Consider the following 18,939-nt stretch of genomic DNA (forward strand, 5'->3'; position numbering starts at 1 on the left):
GCCAGAAGCTGATCCAGCAGTTCGTCGGTAATGGTGTGGGGCGTCTTGTTCATGGTGTCTCCAGTTCTCAGCGACAGTGTCGCTCATGAGCCGGTTACACAAAATTTCGGACACCCTCAGGTGCGCTCCAGGCATCGCTGTGCCATCCCACTGATCACATCCTTAACCAGCGCATGATAGGGGAAATCCCACTCCTCCATGATCCGCGCAGCCAGTTTTCGCAACACATCATGCTGGAGTTTCGCCGAAAGTTCTGGGGTCTTGCCGCGCACCACCCGAGCGATAAGTTCATCGATCAGCACGCCGGAAAGACGAATGAACTGCTCGATGTTGTTGTTGCTCGCCTCGGCGAGTTTGTCCATGCCGAAGTAGTAAGGCCGACCGAACTCATGAAACAACTGCAGGCGAGCGCCCTCAAGCAGCGCTGAGCTGACTGGGCGATCACCCGTGACAGGTTCCTCAGCGGGGTCATCATCAAGTAGACCCAGTTGCGGGCTCCTGTTCCACTCTCGGCGCAGCAGTATGCGAAACGCCGCTGTCGCTTCGTCAGCTGGAAGTGTTGCGGGAATGCGCGAACGGAGCGAGTGGAGCACCGCGTCCGAGAGCTTTGATTCACGTGCAAACGTCTCAACGCTATTACGCAACTGCTCCAACTGCGCGGGCGCGAGCACCACATGATCGTGATCAAGAACGCCGCCTAAACTCCTCACCGAACGCCGGGACAGTTCTGTGATCCCATGGAGATAGCGCGCACTGATGTCACGAGCCACCACCTGAAACCGTCGGGTGTTGCGGTGACTGGGCTGCATCAGTTTGAGGATGTAATCACGCCCACGCGCCGTGCCATGGCGTTGCTCTTCTTCCAGTACATCCTTGGCCATTGCCTCCCGGTAATCCTCGGGTGACACCACATCGGGGCGGCACATCACCCATCGTCCGACGCGAATGTTCCGACTTTTTAGCCAATCACGCAGTTGAGCGAACTGCAATGGATGCAGTTCATGAGCATCGTCCACAATGGCCATTGGGCGCAGCTCGGCATATACAAGGTTCGAACTGCTCACCCAATTTTTGACACGAATGCGCTCGATATATTCAAAGACGTCGTACTTGGTATTAATGACTTCGGCCAAGTCCCGTTCACTGGGTGCGACTAGCGCGGTAATCACCTTGAATACGGCGAGCTCGACCTGCCGCGCTTTCTCGCGGAACGCGCTGGGCGTGTCGGCCCTGAGCACTTCTCGTGCCGACTCCGAATCGCTACGGGTAATGATCTCGATTTGCTCGAGGTCGATGCTTTCAATGCTCTCAAGCTGCCGGAACCAGCCCAGTACGGCTTTTGATTGCACATACGCCCGCAAGAGTGTCGCTCGGAGCGACTCGGGATAGGGTAGATCCCAGATACTGCGAAAGTTTGTGGTCATCGGCAGGCGATAGGCCAAGAGGGACGGCGTGCTGTCTTCCAGGATGCGCAAGTGCGTGAGCGTCGTCGCCAGCTCCTTGTTGATTTCCACTGGATCGCGGGCCAGGGTCGCCAGCGACTCAAACTCGATAACGCGAGCAATGGTGGTCTTGCCACACCCTGGAGTGCCCACCACGATGCTCAGCTTCTCCAGGAGTTCGCCGCCGTCGGGTGAAAAGAACTCCTGGATGGGGGTATGGCTGACCAGCGGCAGCAGCGTGCTTGGATCGGCCACATATTCGGTGGCGCGCTTCTTGAATGGGTTATCCATGACTTGAGTGCCGTTTCCGTCGGGCGAAGAGAGGCTTCATTTGATGCGGGCAGGACTGCCTCGCCCCGGAGGAATCGGCCCAGAGCAGCGCGATGGAGTTGTTGGGAGTGTTGTGCTCAAGAATCAGCGGCAGACCACAGCCGCTATAGCCGAACCACGCAGCGCTCCCGAGATGGTCATCCTCAATGCCGGGGTCGTAGCAGGTCTTAATCAGTTGCACCAGTTCCGCTGGTTCGGTCTGCTCGCCAATGACGATGTCGCTGGGGAGCACGTAGGAGAACGTGGACTTGAAACAAAATTCGGTGTGGTTGGCGCTGTACCCAGTCAGCCGCTGGGCAATGGTCTGCTCGGCCTGATGCGAAGCCAAATGATGATGGGCATAGAGTTGGCACTGAAGGGCCAGCGAGGTGCCAATTTTGCCAACATTGGCCTCGTAGAATTTGTTGATCTTTCCTTTCCAGCGCTGCTCTTTCTCGTCGAATCGCAACAGCGAGGCGCCAGAGCCGGCAAAGTCGTCGACCAGGCAGACTGCCTCGAAAATGGCCGGTTCATCTTTGTAGTCGTGCTTCTTGAGCCACTTGCCGAGTTCATCGACCAAGCTTGTCCACTTCTGTTCAGACATTTCGCTGAAGGGCACTACCTGTTCATTGGAGATCAATCCCTCATTGTAGCGGCGGAAAACGTCGATACGCGCCCCGTCGCTCAACCCGACGAACAGTGTCCTCCGGCGCAGCAAGCCCAAGCGTCGTTCTGCCGCCGTGTCTGTCCACGTCTCAAAGAACTGAATGCCCAGTTCGGCAGCCACCTGCTTGCGCATGAGCCGATCCAAGGTTGGCATCATCAGGCTCACCAGATGATGCATCTCGCGCTGCGTAATGTAGATCAGGCGATCCTTGATGAAGTTAAAAGCCAGACGCCTCTGCTCGACTGAAGCGAACTGGCTCAACCAATTCAACAGGGCGACGTGAAATCGCGAAGCCGGTTGAAATCCCTGGTAGCCGTCGTACTTGTGCGTGACCATCAGCTGGAGGGCGGGAAACTCCTCGGTGACTTCTTCATCGGTCCATGCTAATTGGTCTGCGAGCAATCGCAGCGCAATACTACTTTTCAAACGACACCTTCCTTGGCAGGTCGAAACGCAACTCGTACCCCTCCTCGACTTTGTGCAGGTGGTCCAAATACCGCTTAGTGGCGCCGGCCTGACTGCAACCTGGGGTGGCAAAATTCCAGCAGGAGGTAAGCGAGGCAGAAACGCGGTCTGCGCTCAGGCTACAGCCCTCACTCAGCAACTCATAGTCATTGCCGTCTTCATCCCCACTATCTCCTAGGCGCAGCACCTGAGTGAGCGGATCGAATCCGAATTTCTGTGCGATCGTGCGCACGACGTTGTTCTTGTTGGTACGGCTATCCAGCACATCGATGGAATGTCCCGAACAAAAAACCCGCCAGGTCGACAAGCCCGCCGCATTGAGACGTGTGCGCAGCGCCAAGCGCAACTTTCTCGATTCCTCAGGGCTGGACACGCGAATGGTCAACTGCCCGCCCCGGACCGACTCATCGAAGCTTTTCAGTCGAGGGTAGTACACCGTGGTTTTCAACCACCCCAGCAGGCTCTTGAAGTCCTGATTGGCGGCGGGATGTTCAACCTCGACGTTCAGGGGCTGGATCAGTGAGCCCCCGTAGTAGCCGACCCAGATGACTGGGTGATAGTCCGGTGGAAACGCTTTCATGAGATCCGTCCGCAACGAGCCACCACGGCCGGAAGCGATCGAAAACACCACTCCATCCTCAATCAACTCCATGATGCGCTGTGCAATGGCCGGACACATACCGCTGTATCGTTGCTCGGCATTGCACAGGGTGCCATCAAAGTCACTGATGATGGCCCTATACCGTGCGCCTTCCAGCTTGGCCTCGTAGATTTCGGCGGCGACGGTGGCTTTCGCCATTTCCTCGTCGGAGACGTTGAGGTGGTCAAACTTGCGTCTCGCTGCCAGTCGGTAGCGATTGGTGGACTGGGACACACCCTGGTAGTGGTGGCTGCTGTCCAGCCGGTAAATGTCCCGACCAAACTGCGGCACTATCGGTTGTCCTGGGTCGCGCTGCACCGCACCGGCAATGGCTTCAGTCAAGAGCGTCGCCATCACCAGTCCGGCAACCACCAATTCGTTCGGCTCATCGCCGGGAATTTCGAGCTGAAAGGTCAGAATGTCCGGCGGGAACAGCGCCAGGGTTGCTTCAGCAAGTGCGCGTGCCTCAGCGCTATAGGCCGCGATGACGGCAGTTCCCTTGGTGTCGGAGGCCAACTGCAAATGGCGGCCGTGAGCAAACTGGCGGTAGTCGGCGATCTCCACCTTTGCTACGGCAGACTCTGAAAGCTTCGATTCGAGGTCAATCGCAAATGACTTAGTCATCGGATCGTGCAACACGATGAAGTTACGCCCGCCTATAGCCCTGAGGGTACTGTCCTGGTACCACTGGTCGCGAAGGTTACGCAGCCTCTGCTCCTCAAACAGTTGGGCGAGAAACGTCTGACTATAGTTTTTGGGAAACAAGGCACAGTGCAGCAGCAATACGGTGGCGATCAGCGTGTTGGTCGCCAGGTACCCGTCCTTTCCCCACGGCATGTCATAAGCAAATACCCGTGTGGCAAGGTTCTCTCCGGCACGCCGAATCAACGGGTTGTCCGACGTCAAAGTCAGCGCCGCGCAGGTCATATCCGACTGCATGGCATAGGAAGCGGCGGCTAGCACATCAGGATTGCGCCCTTCGGCAGACAGCAGCATGACCTTGGAGCTTGGGGTGAACCGGGCTTTAGCCGACAGCTCCATCGGCGTCAGTGCTCGCGTCGGGGAACCGTGCGCAATCTCCCGAAGTTCGGCGGCGGCATAAGCTGCCGAATACGAGCCGCCGGAGCCGACAAAGCACGCGTATTCGCCGGTCCAGCGACTCAAGTACCGCTGCAGCGGTTCGACTGACTGCTGAGTTGCCCACTCAAACGTCGAGGGAATAGCGTCTAGTTCTGCGGCATATGGCTTTCCCACCTGTTCTCCCTTCCTAGCCTGATAGTCTTGCGGCCATTGCGTAGTGGCATCTCGCCTTGATCCAGAGGTTAGAGCAATCATCGAAAAGCTCCAATACTCTGCCCCGGTCTTGATCGATTCCCCGTGCAGCGGCGTCGACTAACCGAGGGTCAAGGTCGGCGAGCCCGGCGCTGCCAATGCGCCAGGCTACTTTGGGACCGCCAGACAAGTTTGCCTCGCTTGCCATCTGCCCGTCCGGGCGACTGACAACTCCCGGGCGTTATTCCGAATCCGCCCGTTTCGCTGGCTTGGCTGACTTCGTTGGCTTGGTGCTGGCGCGCCGAGTGCGTACCGGTGGGCTTAGCTGCTGCGCCAGGGTCAGCGCCCGTGCCGACTCCGCGGCAGCGAGTTGTTGCGCCTCGCTGAGCTGAGCCAGCGCCGTATCGAGCCGCTGGCGCAGCTGTTCCTGTTGCTTCCCGGCCGTCTTCAGTTGAGCAGCCGCTGCCCGGCTCTCCTCGCGGGCGCGATCAACTTCGCGGTGCGCCCGGCCCTCCACGCCGCGCACATAGCTGGCCGAGGATTCGTGCTCCCGCGTCAGCTGGCGCTGCGCCGCCTGCAGTTCTTGGCGCAGGATGCTGGCGTCGTGCAGGGCCTCCTTCCGTTCCGTCGTGAGCGCCACGCAGCGGCTTTGCAGGTCGTCCAACTGCGCCTGGCGCTGCACGAGCAGCAGCTCCAGGTCGGCCAGGCGCGTCTCAGCGCTCTGTTGCGCTGCCTGTGCGGCGGCCACCTGTTGTCGGGCCTGGGCCACGGCCTGGCGACTCTCGTTCTCGACCGCGGCGACGCGCAGCCGCTCGGCTTCCAGCACGGTACGACGCTCCGCCAGCGCCTGCTCGGCCACCCCATCGGCGAGCAGCATGGCCTGCTGCCATATCGCGACGAAGGCCTCCGCCACCTCTGCCGGCAGCGCCGGTAAGCGCGTTTCGCCGCGCAGGCGCTGGGCCAGCCGCTCCCACCACTGATCGAGCAGGGCCCCGACCCGCGCCGGGCTGCCGCGCCCCAGCTCCAGGCGCACGCGCTCCACCGTCGGCCGCTCACCCCGCGCCAAGACCGCATCCGCCGCCGCGAACACCTCGGTTTCCGGTACGCCTACCGCCATGCCCTGCCTCCCGTTATATTAAGTCTGATAATCGGATGTTATCCGACCTAATTGAATAGAAACTGAATATTTAATACGTTGGACGTAATGAATAATACGATACCGCTACTGTCCGGCGACAGCCCCCTGCTGGCCGTCGATCGCCTGGACGCCGAGGCCCGTGCCGCCGCTGCCGCATTCGTTGCCGCCGGTACCGCCGCCAATACCGTGCGCAGCTACCGTAGCGCCCTCGCCTATTGGGCCGGCTGGCTGCAAGTGCGCTACGGCCAGACACTGGAAATGGGGCCGCTGGCGGACACCGTAGCGGTGCAGTTCATCCTTGATCATCTGGCGCGCCCGGCAGACGGTGACTGGGTTCACTTACTGCCGCCGGCACTGGATGCCGCGCTGGTTGACGCGGGCGTCAAGGCCAAACTCGGCGCCCTGCGCTACAACACGGTGCGCCATCGCCTGGCGGTGCTCGCCAAGTGGCATGACCTGAAGAGCTGGCCGAGTCCGACCGACAGCGCCGCGGTGAAGGCGTTGCTACGTGAGGCGCGCAAGGCTCAGGCCCGTCAGGGCGTCAGCGTGCGCAAGAAGACCGCCGCCGTTCGGGAACCGCTGGAAGCGATGTTGGCCACTTGCAGTGACGGCGTGCGGGGCCTGCGCGACCGCGCCCTGCTCCTCCTGGCGTGGAGCGGTGGTGGCCGGCGGCGCTCGGAAGTCGTGGGACTGCAGATCGGCGATGTGCGTCAGTTGGATGCCGACACCTGGCTCTATTCCCTGGGCGTCACCAAAACCGAGACAGAAGGCATGCGCCGGGAAAAGCCACTGCGTGGCCCCGCGGCACAAGCACTCGCGGCCTGGCTGGCAGTGGCGCCCGCCGCTACGGGGCCACTGTTTCGGCGGCTCTACCGCGGCGGTCGGGTGGGGACGGCAGGCTTGTCCAACGACCAGGTCGCGCGCATCGTGCAGCGTCGGGCCAAACTGGCTGGGCTCGAGGGCGACTGGGCGGCGCATAGCCTGAGATCGGGCTTTGTCAGCGAAGCCGGGCGCCAGGGCGTACCGCTGGGCGAGGTCATGGCCATGACCGAACACCGCTCGGTGCCCACGGTGATGGGCTATTTCCAGGCCGGCACCTTGCTGGGTAGTCGCGCGACTCGCTTGCTTGCTCTGCCGTTGGAAGTGCCTGACTACCCTGAAGAATAGCGTTATTGGCGCAGGAGCCTTGGGACATACAGAGTGAAGATAGGTGCGCAGATGTCGAAAGAGTGAGGTAGATGCTCAAGGCGCACAAAAGTTGAGCAGTCGAATTCCCGGTGGATTGGCTACACTATAAACTCCATATCGCTCGATTGAGGAGTCTCCTGTGGAGAAAGATATTCGGGATATACGCTCGCCACAATATGAACGACCGATATCTGCTGCCACCGAAAAAGCCTATCGACAGGCTCGAGAGCATTTCAAGTCCAACGGCGGCCTTCTTCCAGCAACTGAGCATATGATCCTCAACTACATAGCGGATCTATCAACCACTTATTCTTTCAGTACAATTTCACATCGCATGGCTGCGCTGTCACACTGGCACTATGGTTTTGGATTTCAGGATCCAACCAAAACATCGCGCGTCAGACAGGCCTTGAGTGAGGCCGAGCGGATCTGTCGGGTAGGGGGAAGAAGCCGGCCTCCCTTGGAGTTTCATAATTTCGACAAAATCATGAGTATTCATGAAAGCGTGCTTCAACTAGCAGTCAGCGAAAATAAGAAGGAGCAGTTGTTACGCATGTATCGAGACAAAGCCATGTTCTCGTTAGGTTTCTGGCGTGGATTTAGATCCGGTGATCTTAACTCACTCAAGGTTGAGCAGATACTGATCACACCCGCTGAAGGCATGGTAATTTATAAGAGTAACGCCGGCCAAGGGGCTCTTCTCAATATTCCTGCAATGGAACCACATTGCCCCGTTCAGGCAATGGAGCAATGGCTGGCCGTGTCAGGCATCACCTCTGGAATTGTATTCCCTGCAATCAGCCGCTGGGGGACTATTGATAACACAAGGCAATCCAACGTTAATGAGGCTCTTAGAAAGCTAACTAAACAGGCCGAAATAGACATTGACTTTACCAGTCACAGCCTTCGTGTCGGTTTTGCAGAGTGGGCATACAACCAAGGCTGGGGGTTCATGGAGATCATGAACCATGTCGGTTGGGCACCTGCGCTAGCAAAGCTTAGGTATGCCAGGTGAGGCGGGTTGCTCTTCAGGAGCCAAACGCATAATGTTGCGCGACACATTTTTTAATCTAGAGCTTGGCGCTGGGCTATTGATCAGCTCTAAAAAATACTCTCTAAGTGGTGGGGCGTACGCTCTAATACGATTCAGGTGCCACATCCTCGCGTGCGACCCCGCTGGGCCCAGCACCGCACAGTAAAGCCAGTCCGGGCTATCTGCCACCAACAACCCACGCTGCCTACTTGCATCCACGAAATCAGCCCAAGGCGGATAAACATCATCACACCCCAAAATGCATGCAGTCAATCCAAGAGCGATCATTCGCCGATGGGCGCAGGGAGTCTGGGCCGATTGCTCAAGAGACATCTGGAATTGCTCATAATCTAGGCGCATTCTTTTTACGGGTTCGTCCAGCGGACCTGGGGATTCTCGACCAAAAACGTGCTGAGCAATCCACTGCACGTAGGGAGTACCCTCAACACTAGGCGTATAGGGGCGAAGCATGGCGCTACAGAGATCCAGCACCACATCGTGTTGTTGTTGATTGATATCCCCGGCTTCTACTGCCGCAAGAATCGGTCTCTGTAGAGACCATGCCATGCCGACCAGCGCCTGAACTTGTCTGCATTGATAATTCACACCCTCTGTCGATAGCTCGCGACTCTCTGCGAGTGCAGGTTGCAGATCTCGGGACTCAAGAAGATAACGACTTGCCGACTTGTTTCGATCTTCGGTTCTGAGCACGCCATATGGGCCTTTGAGAGTAGTCATAGGCACTTTATGTTCGGGGCAGACAACGTACCATCCGGTAGACCATTCACGCCGCCACACTGGCACTCTGAATGTCAGGAGATCTCTCTTCACGCACAGCTTGCAGAACGAAGCGCGAGCTCGGTGGTCTGGTAGCAGCCAGAACGGAGAGGGCTTGGCTTGATTGAGAAAATTACTCGGAAGTGCACCAATTAATTCCTCTACCCTTTCAGCATCTTGCTCACTGTAATTGAAATCAATATCTCCATGTAGCTCTTTTCCGCGAATAAAATCCGACAGCAGCAACCAGCTTGCGTTAGCAGCCTCTAGACGCCTATAGACTATCTGTCTGCAAATCCATGATGAAATAGACTCGTCTTCCGCAAAGATCATCATGACGCCTCCTAGAATATGGGCCGTCGCTCCCCCTTCTTTAGAAGATCCATAGTGATCTTTTCTCCACCCTCAAGGATTGCATAAGCGGCTGCATTGCAGATCCGCTTCAGTATCTCGTCAAGAATCCCATCCGTCTCCTTGAGCAAATAATTTATATTGCGACGAGAATATAGCCTGGATGGATATTTCAAGGGCAAAGTAGCCTCAAAGCTCGCCAAGAATGACTCAAACTCTTCGCTGGCTTGCCACGGCTTGAGTTTAATCTTCTCAAATCGGCGATCCATCTGTTTCTCATAGCCAATCACGGACTCACTATCAGCAGTACCTAGACCAATGACTGACAGACCAAAAGGCCTGCCAGAGAGCTTTTTCAAGAGCCTAATATTCTTACGAACTTCCGACGCAGAGCATAGAAGCATATCATTTAGCTCGTCTACTGCCAGTGCTTTGATGTTTAGTGATCGAATGGAGGCAAGCAAAGTCTCGTCTGCAAGATTGGGATTATCATAAGCCCCTGCCGTTAATGCACGAACAACCAGCGAGCGAAAGGCCTTGCTATTTTCGGGATTCTCTTCCGCCAAAGTTAGGCAGGCAACACACTTCTCTACACCAGAGCTAAAACCGTATGTTCGAGCTATCCTTTGAAATAACGCCGTTTTCCCTATACCTGGGTCGCCATACACTAGAACACTAGGCGCTTGAATCTTCTCTGGCATTCTTAGGAAAGTGCCAATCAGTTTCAAAATATAATCTGCACCTGGGTAATTAATCCAGACATCTTCATAGATTACGTTCAGTCGGAGACACTCTTCGGCCTCCACAAGATGTCGACGTCCTTCTATAACATGCTCGAAGCTACTCATTTGTCGCTCACTCATGAGAGATCTATATCGTATAGGCTTGGCTTAGGTGAAGAGTCTAAATCAGTATCGTCTTCACTTGTCATACAGGCGTTCTCCGGAGCATCAACAGGCAAGATTTTGTGAAAGAACTCGCCTTGCCTCAAGTTCTCACTAGTCTTTCTCGCCTTTTTGGTTGCCAATTTAGCCTGCTCAACCAATTGGCGATTCTTGCTTATCTGATTAATTACCAAACGAGAATAATTTTTTGATTCATGACCCGGATACTTATTTGCCTCTTCAGAGACCTGCTTTTTGGCAACATTCAGTTCCTCAAGAGTAATATCAGGAAGCGACAAATCTGAATATGGAACCTCTATATATCTACCGCCAGGCACCCATACCCATATCTGTTTAAGCGAGAGCGGATTATACTTTACCTTGCAGCTTCCTGATTTGACGTATGGCGCCAAGGCTGGCGACCAATAATTGAATTTTTTAAATATAATTCCAGACCTGCTTATGCATCGACTCTCCTCCGGCATAAAGTCCAATAAAAATTTCATAGGATCATCCAAGAGTGCAGGATGTGTTAGCACACCACTTTTTGTGAATGCCTCCATCCATTTCTGGTGTGGCGAAACGCCCAGAGCTCTATGTTTTTCATGATGGTATATCTGAATAGCCCTGGCAAACCATAACTTGAACTCCGAGAATGTAAGGCAGGCCTCCTTTTCGCTATCGTAGTCACCTCTTACCTCGACGTTCGAGAGGGTGGTCCCCGGGAGATAGTGGACATACCCCATAGCGAGTGTTCCATTCAAGCGCTCAATATGTCCTCCCCACCATGGCTTGCCCTTGGGGCGCCATACAAGCTTGATTTGGTTGTCAGCCGCGGCTCTCCTGAATGGCTTAGACTTGAACTCCTTTGCATTGTCCATGTGCAACTCTATAGGTCGCCCATAGTAAGGATGACTTAGGTCCTGATCATCTAGGACGGCAAGCCATTTATTCTTGGGAAGAACAGCATGAGTTAGAGCTATGGCAACACTGTAAGTATTGGGTGCGTGTATTGAAAGGTAATATCCAATGACAACTCGCGTATATACATCGATTATCAAGGTAACCCAAGGCCTGCAGAGAGGCTTTCGGGTTATCTCGTCCACAATAATGCAGTCAATCACCGTATGATCAATCTGCCATCGGTGTAGAGGGGCATTGGCCTCATTCTTTCCAGGCCTAGCCTGGTGCAGGTCGTTTGCCGCCTTAAGCCCGATCCTCAATTTGTCGAGCTGGAACTGCCCTCTGTCATGCAGGCGCGACTTAACTGTCAAAAATGCTGGCACAGAATACCCTGCGACCTCGCATACGCTCTTTACCGCCTTCCAAACTTTCGCTACACGAGATCCAGGACCGTTCCATTCGTTCTTTATGGCGGCTTCAATAATTTCTTCAACGCGAGGGTCAAGCTGACGACAACCAACGGGCCTTCCGGATCTCTCCCTCAAGTAGCATCTAGGCCCCATGCTTTCATCGAAGCTTCTAATCAACGTATAGACTCTGCTAGAGCTCAGCCTGAGCCTTTTAGATAATTTAGATAGATTTTCTGTCGTTCGCTCACCATCTAAAAACTTTTTTATCATTTCAAATCGAAACTTTGCCTTCCGCCACTCTTTTTCGCTTATTTCGGATATATCACTTACAGCCTTTTCGCTCCTTCCCTCCGTTGATGAAACTATTGCCAACTCCCCGACAGGCACCGACTGATATCTCTTTTCTTCCTTCACGTAAACCTGTACCAAGTCTGGCCCCAGGGAGGCTTCGTAGGCACATAGCTTTCCGTCCCATAGGACGCCCTGCCCCTTATTCAAAATCTTCATAAGAACTCGCAAAATAATACATTTTGTAGATTTGCATTAATTAGAGTAAGTCAAGCGCAACTCTCATTAATCGCAATAAATTCATTGGTAACGGGGAGGTTTTTTGCGGAGTTAGAAATATTTCCTATAGATAACAATAGCTTAGTTGTTCTTGTGGTTAACTGAAATCGACAAATAGAAATGTCCCAAATCGGCGTCTAGGGTTTCCCTCCTGCATCACAGGAGGCACGCCATGACTGCGGCAACTTGCGGATGGGTCACAATGAGCATGCGGGAGCTGGATCGCCTCAAGGTCATCGAGACAATCATCGAGGGTCGGTTGAAACCTGCCGCCGCGGCGCAGCGTCTGCGCCTGACGACACGTCAGGTGCACCGGCTGGTTCTGCGTTATCGCGAGGATGGCCCAACCGGCCTAACATCTGGAGAATCGCGCCATTAGCTTGATTCGACGGAACTATAGCGACTTTGGTCCAACTCTGGCCCAGGAAAAACTGGTCGAGTGCCACGGCCTTAAGCTGGCCAAAGAAACGGTACGACGGATCATGGTTGATGCCGGCATGTGGGTACCGCGCAAGCAACGGCCGCCCAAGGTCTATCAGCCACGCAACCGGCGTGCCTGTTGCGGCGAACTGATCCAGATCGATGGCAGCGATCATCGCTGGTTCGAGGATCATGGACCGGCCTGCACGCTGCTGGTCTTCATTGATGATGCAACCAGCCAGCTGATGCACCTGCATTTCACCGAAGCCGAATCGACCTTCAGCTACTTCACCGCCACCCGCGCCTACCTGGAGCGGCATGGAAAGCCGCTGGCCTTCTACAGCGACAAAGCCAGCGTGTTCCGCAGTAACCACAAGGCGCCTCAGGGCGGCGACGGCTATACCCAGTGCGGCCGAGCGATGTACGAGTTGAACATCGAGAGCATTTGCGCCAACAGCAGCCAGGCCAAAGGTCGTGTGGAGCGTGCGAACCTCACTCTGCAGGATCGCCTGGTCAAGGAGCTGCGGCTTCGCGGAATCAGCAACATGCCCGACGCCAATGCCTTTGCAGCCCACTTTATGGCCAGCTACAACGCGCGTTTTGCCAAGCCGCCGCGCTCTGAGCATGACTGCCATCGCCCGCTGCACAGTGATGAAGATTTGGATCTGATCTTGGGGTCATGCCGAGATAAGGGGAAAATTCATTCATTTGGAATGTAAGCCATTGCTCTGAAAGGCTTTCTATCCGGCAAGCGCTGGCTTGCACCTCATGGTCTATCTTTTCCGTCTGGTTCAAGGAAAGGAGTGACACATGGCATCCCTCGAACGTACCGCCTACCCTGTTTTGTCGCGCTCCTATTCGAGGGCCGAGCTTCAGCGTGAATTCAGCTTCTCCGAGGAAGAAGTCACGTGGGTCAAAAGTCGCTCTAATGCAGCATTCCGACTGAATCTCGCTGTTCTGTTCAAGACTTTTCAGGTACTCCGATACTTTCCAGAAATCGCTGAAGTGCCGGAGCCAGTTGTCGATTTCATCCGCACACAAATAGGTCTACGCAGCAAGGTTGCGCTATCACCCTACAAGTGGATGCAGCTTTACCGCCATATGAGTGCCGTTCGGGAAAAACTTGGGGTTCGACCGTTCTACGGCTCGGATGGTCAAGACATAGCATCCACGCATGCACAGTTGATGGCTCCCCTCCTCGAACAGCGCGCTGACATTATTAATGCGATCATTGACGAGTTGCTGCGCCAAAACTACGAGCTGCCCGCCTATTCGACCTTGAATGACCTAGCAGAAGCCGCTCGTGCAGAAGCACAAGAGAAAATCTTCAACCTTGTGGTAGCCAGAGCTCCAATCAAGGTGATCTATAAGCTAAGGGATCTTCTCGACACGGACTTCGGGCGTCGGCAGAGTGACTTCAACACACTCAAACAGGCACCCAAGAAACCCTCGCGCAAGCATCTGGAGGTACTGATCGACCACCTAGCCTGGCTAGAGAGTTTCGGGAAACTGGATGCCATTTTTGATGGGATCGTCGATACGAAAATTCGCCACTTTGCTGCCCAAGCTGCGGCGTCGGATGTATCTGAACTGAAGGACTGCTCGCTGCCGAAGCGTTACACGCTGATGCTTGCTTTGATCTACCGTATGCGGGTGCGAACCCGAGATCACCTGGCCGAGATGTTCATCCGAAGAATCTCCACGATCCACAAACGCGCCAAGGAGGAGCTGGAGCAAATCCAGGCACGTCAACGTCAGAAGTTGGAACAACTGGCGGCCACCCTGGACGGCGTGGTGCAGATTCTGGTTCAAGAGCCGGATGACCAGGAGGCTGGTAGCCTGATTCGAGAATACCTCTCCCCCGATGGCAACATGGATCGGTTGCGAGAGGTTTGTGCTGAAGTTCAGGCCACAGGAGGTAATAACTACTTGCCGCTGATCTGGAGGCACTTCAAGTCCCATCGTTCACTGCTGTTTCGCCTCAGCCACCTTCTCCAGTTGGAGCCCACCACCCAGGATCGCTCACTTATCCAGGCGCTTCAGCTCATTCAGGACAGTGAGAATCTGCACCGTGAATGGATCGATGAGCATGTCGACTTGTCGTTTGCATCAGATCGCTGGGTGAAGATCGTGCGTCGCCCTACCAGTGAAGGGCCGCCTACCAACCGACGTTATCTGGAGGTCTGCGTGTTCTCCTACCTGGCCAGTGAACTGCGCTCGGGTGATCTGTGCGTGCAGGGATCGGAATCCTTCGCCGACTACCGTAAACAGTTGCTGCCTTGGGAAGAGTGTCTCCAGTGGCTACCGGCATACTGCGAGAAGGTGGGCCTTCCTACCACAGCGAAGGAGTTTGTCGCCTCGCTCAAGAGCCAGTTGGAGGAAACCGCGCAACAGTTAGATGACAAGTTCCCTTCCTGTCGAGGGGATGTGTCGATCAACGATGCAGGCGAGCCGGTACTGCGGCGGGTGATGGCACGGGACATCCCGCCTTCAGCCATCTCGCTACAGACGGCGCTTATGCAGCGTATGCCAGCCAGGCACGTGCTGGACATTATGGCCAACATTGAGCACTGGATTCAGTTCACGCGGCATTTCGGACCGATGTCCGGCAACGAGCCAAAGCTCAAAGAGCCGGCCGAGCGCTACCTGATGACGATCTTCGCCATGGGCTGCAATCTCGGTCCCAGCCAGGCCGCGCGGCATCTGGCCGGTAATGTCACACCGCATATGCTGTCCTATACCAATCGCCGCCACCTCTCGCTGGAGAAACTGGACAAGGCTAATCGCGAGTTGGTGGAGCTCTATCTGCAACTTGACCTGCCCAAGCTTTGGGGCGATGGCAAAGCAGTGGCCGCAGACGGTACCCAGTTCGACTTCTATGACGACAACCTACTGGCCGGCTACCACTTCCGCTATCGCAAGATGGGGGCCGTGGCGTACCGACACGTGGCCAACAACTACATTGCAGTGTTCCAGCACTTCATCCCGCCAGGCATCTGGGAGGCGATCTATGTGATAGAGGGACTGCTCAAAGTCAGCCTTAGCGTCGAGCCCGATACGGTCTACTCCGACACCCAGGGCCAGTCGGCCACAGTATTCGCCTTCACTCATCTCCTGGGTATCAATCTGATGCCGCGTATCCGCAACTGGCGCGACCTAGTGATGTGCCGACCGGATCGAGGCGTATCGTACAAGCACATAAACCGACTGTTCACCGACACTGCCGACTGGCACCTGATCGAAACTCACTGGCAGGATCTGATGCAGATTGCGCTGTCGATCCAGGCCGGCAAGATTTCCTCGCCCATGCTGCTACGTAAACTTGGCTCTTACAGCCGGCGCAACAAGCTCTACCTCGCAGCACAGACGCTGGGCAGTGTTATCCGCACGATTTTCCTGCTCAATTGGATTGGCAGCCGAGAGCTGCGCCAGGAGGTCACTGCGAACACCAACAAAATCGAGTCCTACAACGGCTTCTCCAAGTGGCTCTCTTTCGGCGGCGATGTAATTGCCGAAAACGATCCGGACGAGCAGCAGAAACGTCTGCGTTACAACGACATGGTGGCTTCGTCGGTGATTCTGCAGAACACCGTGGACATGATGCGCATCTTGCAGAAACTAGCCCGCGAAGGGTGGCAGTTTACCGATGAGGACGTGTCCTTTCTTAGCCCCTACCTGACCAGTAACGTCAAGCGTTTCGGCGAGTTCAACCTTAAGCTCAACCGACCGCCGGAGCCCTGGATCAAGGATTCGGTATTCCAACAGGCTGCCGGCTCGTTGCGAGTCAACTCGACCAGTAAGGCCGCGGCCGAGGAGGCAATATGATCGAAATTGCGTCAGCGTCTTTTCGAGTCACACCCTACGGTGAGGTGGACATCGCAGCACTGGACAGAATGCGAGCCGGATTCGATACATCCCAACTTCTACGGCTAGTTGAAGGTCTGGATGCATGCCTCTCGGAAATGGGTGGTATCACCGCCTTGCGTGACGAACTGCTGAAATTGCACGCAATGGCACTGACTATCGTCGAGGGGACTGCCCCGGCTGCGCCCACCGAGAACGCGTGTATCTGGGCTGAAGCAGAATCTGTGCAGTTGGGCCTAGAAGCGCTGGCGACGTGGATTCGCTCCGCTCAGGGCTTCCTAACTCCCTTGACCAGTCTTGAGCCTGAGCATCAGCAGTAGCTCGTTAAACCGTATCAAGCCGAGCCGGAATCAGCCCGGCTTGATCAGTGACCTAGCGATTCGGTAGCCGCTGAGCGATCACGACAAAGAAACGCCGGCATTGCCCGAACGTCGACCAGTTCAGCAGCCAATTTGACAAGGGGCTGCGTAATCATAGGCACCACTCAAAATGTATATCTTTACTTGAGACTATGACTCATCATAACGAATCGCTCGCGAAATTCGAAACCTGACTTCTTATAAAGGCTTACTGCTTTAGGATTATTTTCGTCCACTTCTAGATGAACTATTGCGGCACCTTGAGACTTCAAGAAGGACTTGACCTTTTCTAGAATCTCACTGCCAAATCCCTGTCCTCGGCACTGTTCATCGATATAAAATTCATCAATCCAGACCTCAATCCCCCTGAACTCGATACTGTAGCAATTGCAAGTAGCAATATATCCAATCTGCTTGCTGCCAAGACAAATAATCCAAACGTTGCCCTTTTCTGAAGATGACAAGAGAGGGCGAAGTGCAGCCAGCCTGTCTTCGTCAGTCATCTCAATACCATCGTATAGGTGGTATTTTTTCATTAGCTCCACGAGTAAGAGCTCATCATCTATTGAGGCTGAGATCAACTTGATATTTGAATTTTTGCTCATGGCATCTTCAGATCTTGGTCATCATTATTACGCCGGCAACGATTACGACTATGGCGCTCATGCGCTTATATGCGTCCGACGAGCTAAAGTTTTCGCTGAGTATCTTTGGGTTAACTATTGCTAGCCAATGACTTAAGGCTAGCACATATACCGGGTGAAGACTGACCAAAACCGAGACCACCGCAACGTTTCCACCAGCAGATAATGCGCCAATAAAAAGCGCGTATCCACCGGCGTCGAAGAGATTGCTCAGCGCATACACCGCCCAGCCCTTTGGTGGCATTTCGGAGACATCCTTTGCGATGGAATGGCGCCATTTCGGAACCAGCAGCATCAGAGTCCCGCCAAGACCGTAGCCTGCATAGTTAAACATAAGAACCGAGGGCAGGCTGTGACTCAGGAGCAGGTGATCGTATAGTAGCGTAGCCACCGCCCCAAAAACTGCTGAACCTATTAGAAGCAATACTGCTGATAAACTTATCGAGCCTGGTCTCCCTTTGCCGATTGCCACAGCAAAGTAAACCCCGACAAAAACCAAGGCAATGCCGAGCAGCTCAATCCCTGTTGGCGAATAGCCAAGCAAGAGGATCGATACGACAAGCACCAGCAAAGGAGTTAACTGATGAAGCGCAATCGCAGTAGAGATATCGACCGACTTCAGCGGCATTGCGTATAGGAAATACATTCCAAAAATGCATAATCCTGACAGCAGGTTCAGAAGCGCTGAGGTTGTGTCAAAGTCAGATGGTGTAAAGAGAAGAAAAATCAGCGCAGAATAAAGAAGATTTCCAATGCTCAGGAGAAATATAAATGTAGTCCAGTGATTCGCATGATGGATCACTGCCAGCTTGTCCAGGATATTTGAAAGGCTCCACAGCAGTGGAGCCATAAGTGCCATAACTAACCAGGTCATTTTCCTCGAAGTACCTCTAATATGGTATCGCGACTATCCTTCAATAAAACATGAGAAAAGTCGTCGGTGTCATGGTCAAATATAAAGGTTCGCTGATAGTCGAAGCTCTCTGAAGTTTCGAATTCCACAATCTTGTCTAGAATCGCCTCAACCTCATCAAAGCGATGAGAGTGATTAAGGCGAAGAATTTTCATTGCATTACCGTAATGGGCTGCCTCATCACGGGCAGCATATCTAATCCAGGTTGAAAGAGACTCGTTTTCAAACGAGTCAAAGAAGCTTACATCTTGCTTGTAGGCTCTTGTGCTGGTCACTTCATCAAATGCGATAGAGAGAAGAATTGTGAATTCATCCTTCATGAAGTCTTCGATATGAGAAAAGTCCGGAGAGTTCGATCTAATCTCGCGATCAATCATGTCTTCCGGCATGGAGTAAAGTACGCTATTAATCTTTCTCAGTCCGCGATAATGATTTTGCTCATCGAGATGCCACAGGCATACGAACTCGATAAATTCATTGCTAAATTGAATGTCGCGACGGCCAAACAAGTAGCGCAAGAAGTTTATTGAATCAAATTCAGAGCTCATGTCATGCCAAAAGAAAGGCCGACGCTCCTCGAGCTTTGAGGGATTCGACTTTATCTGTTCAATTGACAAACCCTTCAGCAACTCCAGGGATGACCATTCGTAGCTTTTAAGACCAATACCCGACTTAACATTTGACACTTGAACG

14 protein-coding genes and 1 pseudogene are annotated in these 18,939 nt (G+C 54.3%); 5 read left to right on the forward strand and 10 right to left on the reverse strand.

What is annotated here, in order from left to right:
• Positions 1-116: 116 nt before the first annotated feature.
• From AC4OR5_RS27550 to AC4OR5_RS27565, 4 genes are all read right to left on the reverse strand, one after another.
• Complete coding sequence (locus AC4OR5_RS27550; RefSeq protein WP_491952855.1) at positions 117-1,733, reverse strand: hypothetical protein; 1,617 nt, start codon at positions 1,731-1,733, stop codon at positions 117-119.
• Positions 1,726-2,844 (reverse strand): phosphoribosyltransferase-like protein, encoded by a 1,119-nt coding sequence (locus tag AC4OR5_RS27555; protein ID WP_012075812.1) that lies wholly within the window; start codon positions 2,842-2,844, stop codon positions 1,726-1,728. Before AC4OR5_RS27555 ends, AC4OR5_RS27550 begins: the two co-directional genes overlap by 8 nt.
• Positions 2,834-4,687 carry an HAD hydrolase family protein gene (locus AC4OR5_RS27560; protein ID WP_181432454.1) on the reverse strand — a complete coding sequence of 618 codons (1,854 nt, stop codon included), beginning with the start codon at positions 4,685-4,687 and terminating at the stop codon, positions 2,834-2,836. The genes AC4OR5_RS27555 and AC4OR5_RS27560 overlap by 11 nt, the downstream gene beginning before the upstream one ends.
• A 349-nt stretch (positions 4,688-5,036) precedes the next feature.
• Positions 5,037-5,912, reverse strand: a complete 876-nt coding sequence (locus AC4OR5_RS27565) for a DNA-binding protein (protein ID WP_033986788.1) — start codon at positions 5,910-5,912, stop codon at positions 5,037-5,039.
• An 87-nt stretch (positions 5,913-5,999) separates the two neighbouring features.
• Here AC4OR5_RS27565 and AC4OR5_RS27570 point away from each other — a divergent pair, with 87 nt between their 5' ends.
• A complete protein-coding gene (locus AC4OR5_RS27570; RefSeq protein ID WP_033986789.1) occupies positions 6,000-7,100 on the forward strand; it encodes a tyrosine-type recombinase/integrase in 1,101 nt (366 codons plus the stop codon).
• Positions 7,101-7,260: 160 nt separating this feature from the next.
• Positions 7,261-8,136, forward strand: coding sequence for a tyrosine-type recombinase/integrase (locus AC4OR5_RS27575; protein WP_141995282.1), 876 nt, complete (start codon positions 7,261-7,263; stop codon positions 8,134-8,136).
• Here AC4OR5_RS27575 and AC4OR5_RS27580 read toward each other — a convergent pair.
• The 3 genes from AC4OR5_RS27580 to AC4OR5_RS27590 are packed head-to-tail and all read right to left on the reverse strand — an operon-like array spanning position 8,110 to position 11,986.
• Entirely contained in the window at positions 8,110-9,267 is a 1,158-nt protein-coding gene (locus tag AC4OR5_RS27580; RefSeq protein WP_071537214.1) for a TniQ family protein, read from the reverse strand. The two genes, AC4OR5_RS27575 and AC4OR5_RS27580, sit on opposite strands and share 27 nt — an antisense overlap.
• An 8-nt stretch (positions 9,268-9,275) precedes the next feature.
• A complete protein-coding gene (locus AC4OR5_RS27585) occupies positions 9,276-10,130 on the reverse strand; it encodes a TniB family NTP-binding protein (protein ID WP_158147688.1) in 855 nt (284 codons plus the stop codon).
• Between the two features lie 11 nt (positions 10,131-10,141).
• Complete coding sequence (locus tag AC4OR5_RS27590) at positions 10,142-11,986, reverse strand: TnsB C-terminal domain-containing protein (RefSeq protein WP_110613056.1); 1,845 nt, start codon at positions 11,984-11,986, stop codon at positions 10,142-10,144.
• Positions 11,987-12,218: 232 nt separating this feature from the next.
• Here AC4OR5_RS27590 and AC4OR5_RS27595 point away from each other — a divergent pair.
• The 3 genes and pseudogenes from AC4OR5_RS27595 to tnpC form a co-directional block, all read left to right on the forward strand.
• Positions 12,219-13,167, forward strand: a pseudogene (locus AC4OR5_RS27595) (ISNCY family transposase); the annotation flags it as partial.
• Between the two features lie 109 nt (positions 13,168-13,276).
• A complete protein-coding gene (locus AC4OR5_RS27600) occupies positions 13,277-16,291 on the forward strand; it encodes a Tn3 family transposase (protein ID WP_116271249.1) in 3,015 nt (1,004 codons plus the stop codon).
• Positions 16,288-16,650 (forward strand): Tn3 family transposase post-transcriptional regulator TnpC, encoded by a 363-nt coding sequence (tnpC, locus tag AC4OR5_RS27605; RefSeq protein ID WP_003111043.1) that lies wholly within the window; start codon positions 16,288-16,290, stop codon positions 16,648-16,650. Before AC4OR5_RS27600 ends, tnpC begins: the two co-directional genes overlap by 4 nt.
• A 179-nt stretch (positions 16,651-16,829) precedes the next feature.
• Here the strand turns inward: tnpC and AC4OR5_RS27610 are convergent, their stop codons facing one another.
• Genes AC4OR5_RS27610 through AC4OR5_RS27620 form a run of 3 tightly spaced genes read right to left on the reverse strand, consistent with a single transcriptional unit; the run spans position 16,830 to position 18,932 of the window.
• The gene (locus AC4OR5_RS27610) at positions 16,830-17,294 is read right to left on the reverse strand and encodes a GNAT family N-acetyltransferase (RefSeq protein WP_003120171.1); all 465 of its coding nucleotides are present in this window, start codon (positions 17,292-17,294) and stop codon (positions 16,830-16,832) included.
• Positions 17,295-17,301: 7 nt separating this feature from the next.
• Positions 17,302-18,207: an EamA family transporter gene (locus tag AC4OR5_RS27615; protein ID WP_003111045.1), complete on the reverse strand. Its 906-nt coding sequence runs from the start codon at positions 18,205-18,207 to the stop codon at positions 17,302-17,304.
• Positions 18,204-18,932, reverse strand: a complete 729-nt coding sequence (locus AC4OR5_RS27620) for a hypothetical protein (RefSeq protein ID WP_003111046.1) — start codon at positions 18,930-18,932, stop codon at positions 18,204-18,206. Before AC4OR5_RS27620 ends, AC4OR5_RS27615 begins: the two co-directional genes overlap by 4 nt.
• Positions 18,933-18,939: the final 7 nt, after the last annotated feature.

It is taken from the genome of Pseudomonas sp. YA1, assembly GCF_058680555.1.